6 protein-coding genes and 3 pseudogenes are annotated in these 8166 nt (G+C 69.3%); 2 read left to right on the top strand and 7 right to left on the bottom strand.

Translation table 11 applies throughout. The annotated features are described in order from the left end of the window. Positions 1-36: 36 nt before the first annotated feature. Positions 37-255 (bottom strand): annotated as a pseudogene (locus tag G6023_RS09085) (IS110 family transposase); the annotation flags it as partial. Between the two features lie 253 nt (positions 256-508). Next, positions 509-970: pseudogene (locus tag G6023_RS15965) on the bottom strand (TetR family transcriptional regulator C-terminal domain-containing protein); the annotation flags it as partial. A gap of 52 nt (positions 971-1022) precedes the next feature. On the opposite strand from G6023_RS15965, the pseudogene G6023_RS09075 reads away from it, so the two are divergent. Then, a pseudogene (locus G6023_RS09075) lies at positions 1023-1643 on the top strand (transposase); the annotation flags it as partial. Positions 1644-1754: 111 nt separating this feature from the next. Here the strand turns inward: G6023_RS09075 and G6023_RS09070 are convergent. Further along, positions 1755-2282 (bottom strand): hypothetical protein, encoded by a 528-nt coding sequence (locus G6023_RS09070; protein WP_182635104.1) that lies wholly within the window; start codon positions 2280-2282, stop codon positions 1755-1757. Positions 2283-2454: 172 nt separating this feature from the next. On the opposite strand from G6023_RS09070, the gene G6023_RS09065 reads away from it, so the two are divergent. Further along, entirely contained in the window at positions 2455-3903 is a 1449-nt protein-coding gene (locus G6023_RS09065) for an MFS transporter (RefSeq protein WP_182635102.1), read from the top strand. A 9-nt stretch (positions 3904-3912) separates the two neighbouring features. On the opposite strand, the gene G6023_RS09060 is transcribed toward G6023_RS09065, so the two are convergent. From G6023_RS09060 to G6023_RS09045, 4 genes are all read right to left on the bottom strand, one after another. Further along, entirely contained in the window at positions 3913-4152 is a 240-nt protein-coding gene (locus G6023_RS09060) for a zinc-ribbon domain-containing protein (protein ID WP_182635100.1), read from the bottom strand. Between the two features lie 50 nt (positions 4153-4202). Continuing rightward, a complete protein-coding gene (locus G6023_RS09055) occupies positions 4203-5090 on the bottom strand; it encodes an alpha/beta fold hydrolase (RefSeq protein WP_182635097.1) in 888 nt (295 codons plus the stop codon). Further along, positions 5077-5637 (bottom strand): SRPBCC family protein, encoded by a 561-nt coding sequence (locus G6023_RS09050; protein ID WP_182635095.1) that lies wholly within the window; start codon positions 5635-5637, stop codon positions 5077-5079. The genes G6023_RS09055 and G6023_RS09050 overlap by 14 nt, the downstream gene beginning before the upstream one ends. An 88-nt stretch (positions 5638-5725) precedes the next feature. Further along, entirely contained in the window at positions 5726-7990 is a 2265-nt protein-coding gene (locus G6023_RS09045; protein WP_182635094.1) for a catalase, read from the bottom strand. Between the last annotated feature and the right edge of the window lie 176 nt (positions 7991-8166).

The raw sequence follows: 8166 nt of genomic DNA, 5'->3' as shown, positions 1-8166 counted from the left end.
TCATCAGAACCCTGCTTTCCGAAAGGTGTCCCTAACACCGTAGGAGGCAACTCCCTCGATCACCCAGAGGGCGGACTGATCACCGCCGGTGCGGCGGGTGGCCCACGAAATCGCGCGGGCCATCCCCGCGGCGGTCGTCGGGAACTGGGCGGTATCGATAACCTCACCAGTGGCAGCCAGGACTGCCAAGACGTGATTGCGTGCGTGGGTATCAACGCCGATGACGAATGGGTGAGCATGCGCGACGATGGTCATAGCGGCTCGGGTCCTTCCTACTCAGGGACAGCGGTCCGGCCGCTGGTGGCCGGCGCCGGTCTGGGTAGGAGTCACTTCGGGGCAGCACTGTGATGAGTCACGTTCCTTATGGAGCGGACAGCCTTCTGATCAAGTCACCGAGGTGGGCCAGGACGGCGTCGGCTGCCTCACCCCGGTTGGACAAATCCCTAGTAGGGCACCCCGAGGGGGCCGGGCGGTTCATGAGTCACGACCGGGGTGATGCGGCCAACTCCTATCCTTGCCAGCCGGTCCCAGACCAGCCACCCCAAGACTCACAGCGGTTCAGGTCGTGGATGGACTCGGCCGGGATGGGTTCGCCTCCCTGCTTGCGGGCAGCAAGAAAATCATCAACGAGTTGCACGCATCCGTCGTGGTCGACGGTGCAGAGCCCAGTAAGGCGAGCGAACACGACGGGACCCAGGAGTTGAACGATCGCGAAGGTGGTGTCGACGTTGCCGAGCTGTGCTCGAACGTCAGGATGTGTGAGGATGCGGTCAAAGGGCTGCCGGTATTCCTCGATGACTCGACTACGCAGTGAGGTGATCGCGGCCGAATCGGCAGGATCGCCGCCGACTGATCCGATTGACAGCCAAGCCAGAGTCGTAATGTTCAGCGGCGCCTGGTCAATCAGGTCGGCTTGGGCCGTGAGAAGCGCGATGAGTTGGTCGCGTACCGACCCACTGGTGGCAGAGACTTTCGACGGGGCGTGTCAGATGGTCTGTGTGAGTTGATCCGGAGGAGGAATCATGAACGCTATGGCTGTTGACGACCACGACGCTACGGATGTATCAGATGCTGCTGGGCTTCGCCGGGAGGTGTTCTCGGATGCGCTGATTGATCACGTACTCGCCGAGACCCGTTCGCGAGGGTTGGAGTTGACTGGCAAGGACGGCTTTTTGAACGAGATGCTCAAGGCCGTCCTTGAGCGGGGCATGGGCGCCGAGCTGACCGAGCATCTGGGCCGCGATGCCCACGCCCGTGGCGGGGACGGAAACCACCGCAACGGCACTTCGCGCAAGACCGTGGCCACCGAGGTCGGCCCGGTGGAGCTGGATCAGCCCCGCGATCGGCAGGGCTCGTTCGCCTCCCAGCTCGTCCCGAAGGGCGCCCGCCGGCTCGGCGGGCTGGAGGACCAGATCATCTCGCTGTACGCCGGCGGAATGACCGTCCGGGAGATCGAGCACCACCTCGCGCGGACCCTGGGGGTGGAGCTGTCGCACGAGTCCATCGCCAACGTCACCGACGCGGTCCTGGACGAAGTCGCCGCCTGGCAGCACCGCCCGTTGGAGGCGTTCTACCCGGTGGTGTTCCTGGACGCGATCCACATCAAGATCCGCGATGGAGCCCACGTGAAGACCCGCGCTGCCCAGAGCACATCCTGGGATGCTCACGTCCCCTACTGGAACCGGTTTGGCAACCAACAAAATGCTCGGCCCGGAACGCCCGCCCGGTCCGGGTGCTGCGCGCCCCCGGCGTCGTCAGCCGTCGTAGGCGACCGTCTGCACGACGATCGGCCCGGCGACGGCCCCGCCGGTGGCGGTGAGTCGGTATTCGACCCGGCCCGGGCCGGTGGAGATCTGCGCCTCGTAGGGGTGGGAGATCGGATCGGGGATGCCCGTCGAGATCCGCGGGAACGGGACCTGCGCGATCTTCTCCCCGGTGGCCCCGGTGTCGAGGTTGCGCCACGAGAGGGTGGCGGTGAGGTTGCACGGACCCACCCCGGCGATGGCGAAGGCCCAGGCGACGGACGCCGTGTCCGGGTACCCGTCGCCGTCGAGCGTGGTGGAGATCGCGCCCGCGCACAGCCCCGTGGGTGAGCCGCCCACGGCGATCACGCGGTCGGGAGCGGGGAACAGTCGCGGGATGGCCTCGGAGGAGTCCTGGGCGTTCGCGGTGGCCGGGGCCGTGACGGCGGCGGTCAGTGCGACGGCCGTGACGGCGAGGAACGCCCCCACGGAGACGGTGGGCCGGCGGGTGATCCGCCGGGTCGAGCCGGTGGTGTCCACCCGCTCATCGTCGCACTGCGGACAGCGGCAGACGATAGTGGGCGAGGATTCCGCCACGTCGGACCGCCATGTCGAACACGGTGGCCGTGCCCGGAACGAGAACCCGTTCGACACCTGTCTGTAATGTCCGACGAGAGGCTCCGGAAGCGAGCCTCGGTCGGAAGGACACGGGATGATGGCACGAACGCGCGGTGGGGACGCCGACACCGTCCGGTCGGACGAGAACGGTCTCATCGCGGTCCTCGCCTTCGGCGGCATCGTCATGTCTCTCAGTCAGACGCTGGTCATCCCGCTGCTGGGCATGCTGCCGGCGATTCTCAACACCTCCGCGGTCAACGCCTCCTGGGTCGTCACCATCACGCTGCTCGCCGGAGCGGTGGCCGGTCCGCTCATGGGACGACTGGGAGACCTCTATCCGAAGAAGTACGTGCTCATCGGTTGCACGGCGGTCATGGTCGTCGGCTCGGTGCTGTGCGCACTGGCCACCTCGCTGTGGCCGATGCTCATCGGGCGCGCCCTGCAGGGCGTGGGAATCGGTGTGATCCCCATCGGCATCGCCACGATGCGCGAGATCCTCCCGGCGCGTCGACTCGCACCGGCGATCAGTCTGATGAGTTCGTCGCTCGGAGTGGGAGGAGCGCTCGGGCTCCCGGCGGCGGCCGCCCTGGCGCAATACGGTTCGTGGCAGTGGATGTTCTGGGGGTCCGGGGCCCTGGGCGTGGCGATCATCGTGATGATGATGGTGCGTCTCCGGACGCTGCCGGCCGCCAAACCGGACGGCACGCTCGACGTCATCGGCGCAGTGGGGCTCGCGATCGCCCTCATCTCGCTGCTGCTCGCGGTGTCCAAGGGCGCCGACTGGGGCTGGGGCTCCCCGTTGACCCTCGGCTTGCTGGCCCTCACCGCGGTGTCGCTGCCCGGATGGGCACTGTGGGTCCTTCGGCACCCGTCACCCATCGTGGACCTGCGGGTTGCCGCCCGTCGCCCCGTCCTGATGACCAACATCGCCTCGGTGACCATCGGCATGGGCCTCTATGCGCAGCTGCTGATCATGCCCCAGATTCTCCAGCTCCCGGTCGAGACCGGGCACGGGTTGGGCCAGTCGATGGTGGCCATGGGGTTGTGGAGCGCGCCCGGCGGGCTGGCGATGATGGCGGTCTCCCCACTCAGCGGGCGACTCATCGGCACCCGCGGTCCCAAGACCACGCTCATCCTGGGAGCGCTGGTGGTCGCGGTCGGCTATGCGTCCGGGTTGTTCCTCATGGGATCGACCTGGGGTGTGATGACCGTCGGCATCGTGGTGAGCGGCGGAGTGGGGCTGGCCTACGGTGCGATGCCCGCGCTGATCATGGCCTCGGTGCCCACCTCCGAGATGGGCTCGGCCAACAGCGTCAACACACTCATGCGCTCCATCGGCACCACGACCTCTGCCGCGGTGCTCGGCGTGCTGCTCACCCAGATGTCCATGGACTTCGAGGGGCTGTTCGTCCCCACCGAGACCGGATTCCGGGTCGGTCTGATGTTCGGCTGCGGCGCGACCCTCCTGGCCGCAGCGGTCGCCGCCACGATCCCGCCGCCGTGGGAGGAGAAGGCCCGGCCGGTGGCGGCGCGGGAGAGCTGAGCGGCCGGATCAGTACGCGCCGGACAGGATCCCGTCGGCCCGCGACCGGTCGATCTTGGTGGTGATGCCGCACGCCGTGCACGTGGCGGTGTACGACGACCCCAGCGGGATGATGGGGACGAAGAACAGGGAGAACGCCCGCTTCCGACGGTCGACCCGCTGTGCGGCGACGTTGCCGCAGTTCGGGCACGTGGCCTGGGAGAGCCCGAGGTTCCGGGACGAGTTCTTGAAGCCGAAGATGAAGAACATCGGCCCAGCGTGACACCACGCCGCGCCGCGCGCACCCGGTGTGGTGGAGCTCAGGCCCCGGGACCCGAGCCGTCCTCGGCCGACCGGGCCCGGGCCACGATCGCATCGGCCAGCTCTGCCGGCCGCTCGTCGGGGATCCAGTGACTGACCCCGCCCATCTCGACGAACCGGTAGTCGGCGTCCACGTGGTGGCGGGTCCGCTCGGCGCCCCCGCGGCCCAGGGCCGGGTCGCGGTCACTCCACACGAACGTGGTGGGCACACGGACCGGCGCGGTCGATCGGGACGGTGAGGCGAAGGGCAGGGCCCGGTACCAGCCGAGTCCCCCGGGGATCGCGCCGGCGGCGACCATCTCACGCCGGTAGCGCTCGATCATCTCGGGCGTCATCCCCATCCCGGCCAGGGCCTTCTCGGGCAGCGGACCGGCCGAGGTGAGCAGTCGCTCCGGCAGGAACGGCAGCTGGAAGAGCCCGATGTACCAGGATCGCCGTAGCTGATCGGAGGCGACCATGGCCTTGAGGAAGGCGGCGGGGTGGGGGACCGACACGGCGGTGAGGCTGCGGATGCGGTCGGGGTGCGCCCCGGCGACACCCCACGCCACGGCGGCGCCCCAGTCGTGACCCACCACGTGGGCGTCGGGCAGGCCGGCGGCGTCGAGCAGGGCGAGGACGTCCCCCACCAGTTCCGACAGTCGGTACGCGCGTCGACCACGGGGGCGGGCGGACTCGCAGTACCCGCGCTGGTCCAGCGCCAGGGTGCGGTACCCGGCCGCGTGCAGGAGCGGCGCCACGAGGTCCCAGCTGGAGGTGCGCTGCGGGAACCCGTGGAGCAGGACGATCGCCTCGCCGTCGGCGGGCCCGGAGTCCACCGCGCGCAGCTCCATGCCGTCGCGGGAGAACCACAGGTCCGGCCGGTGGGCATTCGGATCAGCCGCGGACATATCCCCTCCTGACCGCCCGGTCGAGGATTCCGAGCGTCGCCTTGAGCGCCGATGCGTCCAGCACCGGCAGTACTCCCGAGTCGCGCCACTTCGGGTGCGCGTCGGACCAGTCGTAGTAGCTGACGACCTCGGTACGCGCCCCCTCGGCGCCGTCGCCATCGCCGTTATCGCCAGTGCCCAGCGGGATGAGGCGGTAGCCGTAGGTGTGGCCGATCGGGGGCGTGATGGCCCCGTCGATGGTCCAGGCGATCTCGGCGTCCGGCTCGAACCGGGTGATGATCACCGTGACGTCGTACTCGCCCATGTCGTAGTCGCCGAGGGACTCGCGGTCCATGTGGACGACGAACCGGTCGCCCTCGGCGGTGACCACCGATCCTTCGGCAGCCTGGAGCATCCCCGAGGAGTCGATCGCCACGTGGCCGTCCGGATCGCACAGTACGGCGAACACGCGGTCCGCCGGAGCCGTGATCACCCGCCGCGCCTCGAGGCGGAGACCGGCAGGACTCTCGCGGGCGGCGGCCTCACGGGTGGCGGGGTGGTCGCTCATGGCCGAGACGCTACCCGCGCACGCCGTGGGTCGGGGACCTCTCGCGATCCCCGACCCACGGTGTCCGGCTACTGCTCCGTGCCCTGCGTCAGATGCGGGCCGGGTCGGGCCGCTCCCACGCCCGGTGGGTGGCCAGCAGCGGCTTGAGTGCGGGCAGCACGCCGGCCGCCGCGTCGACCGCGACCACGCCCGGCGTGTCCGAGGTCAGTCCGAAGTCGACGTACCGGTCGATGGGCGCCAGGGTGGCGATGGCCTTCTTGTGACGGTACATCTCGCTGATGAGCACGTCGGTCCGCGGGTGGGCGGGGAGGTCGACGACGACGAGGGCATCGAACTCGATGGACCGCTGCGTCTGATAGGTCCGCGAGATCGCGACCGTCGCGTCGGGCTCGCCCGCGCCCAGCCTGCCGCCGACCGGGCCGATCACGAGCGGGACCATGTCGTCGTCGAACACGGCCTGTTCGAGTTCCTTGACCGCGGCGACGTCGGAGTTCTCCGTGACGAGGATGCCGATCTGGCGCCCGTCGGACGGCCACTCCTTGCCGATCTGGGACAGGGCCGGGCTGGTGACGACCTCGGCCACGGGGACCTTCGCGGGCGCGGGCAGCCCCAACCCCGACGCGACGGTGACGGCCAGGTCATGGTCGATGTGCGCGAGCTGCTCGACCTGGCGGATCTTGATGGCCTCCTCGTAGCACTTGCCCAGCTCGAAGGTGTACGCCTCGGCGACGTGCGCCTTCTCCACTTCGGTAAGGCTGGTGTAGAACAGCGTCGCCTGCGAGTAGTGATCGTCGAACGTCGCCGGGGCGTCGCGGACGACCTGCGCGTCGGCGATCTGCTGCGCCACCTCCACCAGCGCACCGTCGGTCGTGCCAGCCATGAACGGGCACCCACCGTCGAGGCTGTTGGGCTGGTACGGCGCCACGCCCACGTGGTCGGCGGACTGGTGGAAGCCGTCGCGGAGCATGTCGTTGACCGGGGCGTGGGGGCGGTTGATGGGGATCTGGCCGAAGTTCGGCCCGCCCAGCCGGGTGAGCTGGGTGTCCAGGTACGAGAACAGTCGGCCCTGCAGGAGCGGGTCGTTCGTGACGTCGATGCCCGGCACGAGGTGGCCCGGGTGGAACGCGACCTGCTCGGTCTCCGCGAAGAAGTTCTTGACGTTGGCGTTGAGCGTCATCGTGCCGATGACCTGGACCGGCGCGAGCTCCTCGGGGACGATCTTGGTCGGGTCGAGCAGGTCGATGCCGTGGAACATCTCGCTGACACCGTTCTCGTCGACCGTGTCCGGGAAGACCTGGATGCCCAGGTCCCACTTCGGGAACGCGCCGGACTCGATCGCGTCGGCCAGGTCGCGGCGGTGGAAGTCCGGGTCCATGCCGGCGGTGATCTGGGCTTCCTCCCACACCTGCGAGTGGACGCCGAGGTGGGGCTTCCAGTGGAACTTCACCAGGCTGGTCTCGCCGGCGTCGTTGATCATCCGGAACGTGTGGACACCGAAGCCCTCCATCATCCGGAACGAGCGCGGGATTCCGCGGTCGGACATGTTCCACAGGGTGTGGGCCTGCGCCTCGGTGTGCAGGGAGACGAAGTCCCAGAAGGTGTCGTGCGCGCTCTGGGCCTGCGGGATCTCGCGATCCGGGTGCGGCTTGGCGGCGTGGACGACGTCGGGGAACTTGATCGCGTCCTGGATGAAGAACACCGGGATGTTGTTACCGACCAGGTCCCAGGTGCCCTCGTCGGTGTAGAACTTGGTCGCGAACCCACGGGTGTCGCGGACGGTGTCGGCGGATCCGCGGTTACCGAGCACGGTGGAGAAGCGGACGAAGACCTCGGTCTCCTTACCCTCGGCGAAGACGCCGGCCTTGCAGACGCTCGCTGCGGCGCCGTTGGCCACGAACGTCCCGTGCGCACCGGCACCGCGGGCGTGGACCGCGCGCTCCGGGATGCGCTCGTGGTCGAAGTGCATGATCTTCTCGCGCAGGTGGTGGTCCTGGAGCAGGACCGGGCCGCGACGACCGGCCTTGAGCGAGTGATCGGTGTCGGACAGGCGCCCGCCCTGGGCGGTGGTGAGGAACTGGCCCTGCTGACGCATGACCTCCTCGCGGGCGGTGACCGAGCCGGGCGGCTCCGCGCCGGTCGGGCCGTACGGGGTCGCGCCCTTCTGGTCGGCCTTCGGCGGCAGCGGGCTGGTCGGCTCGGTGGGCTCCGCGACGGTCGGCGGTCGCGACCCCGGGGTGCCGGGGACGACGTCGGCGCTGCCGGCCAGGTCGTCGGCGAACTGTTCGGCCTTGTCGACGAGCTTCTCGGCCGCGGATCGGGCGGCGGACTTGGAATCTGACCTCTTGTCGGACATGACGCTCCTTCACGGTGGGAATCGGACGTCCGGACCTGCGGGCTCCGTCTCCGCCGTACGACGCCGGACGCGGCGCGCGACGTGGAGCCGTGTGGGCGATTGTGCCCGTGCTCACGCTCGTCGCAACCGCTCGCGACCGCCCGCCCGGACCCGCGACCGGGCACCCTTCAGCGATC

This window comes from Dietzia sp. DQ11-71 (assembly GCF_014144995.1).
Lineage (GTDB): Bacteria > Actinomycetota > Actinomycetes > Mycobacteriales > Mycobacteriaceae > Dietzia > Dietzia kunjamensis.
This window is presented reverse-complemented; position numbering and strand designations above follow the sequence as displayed.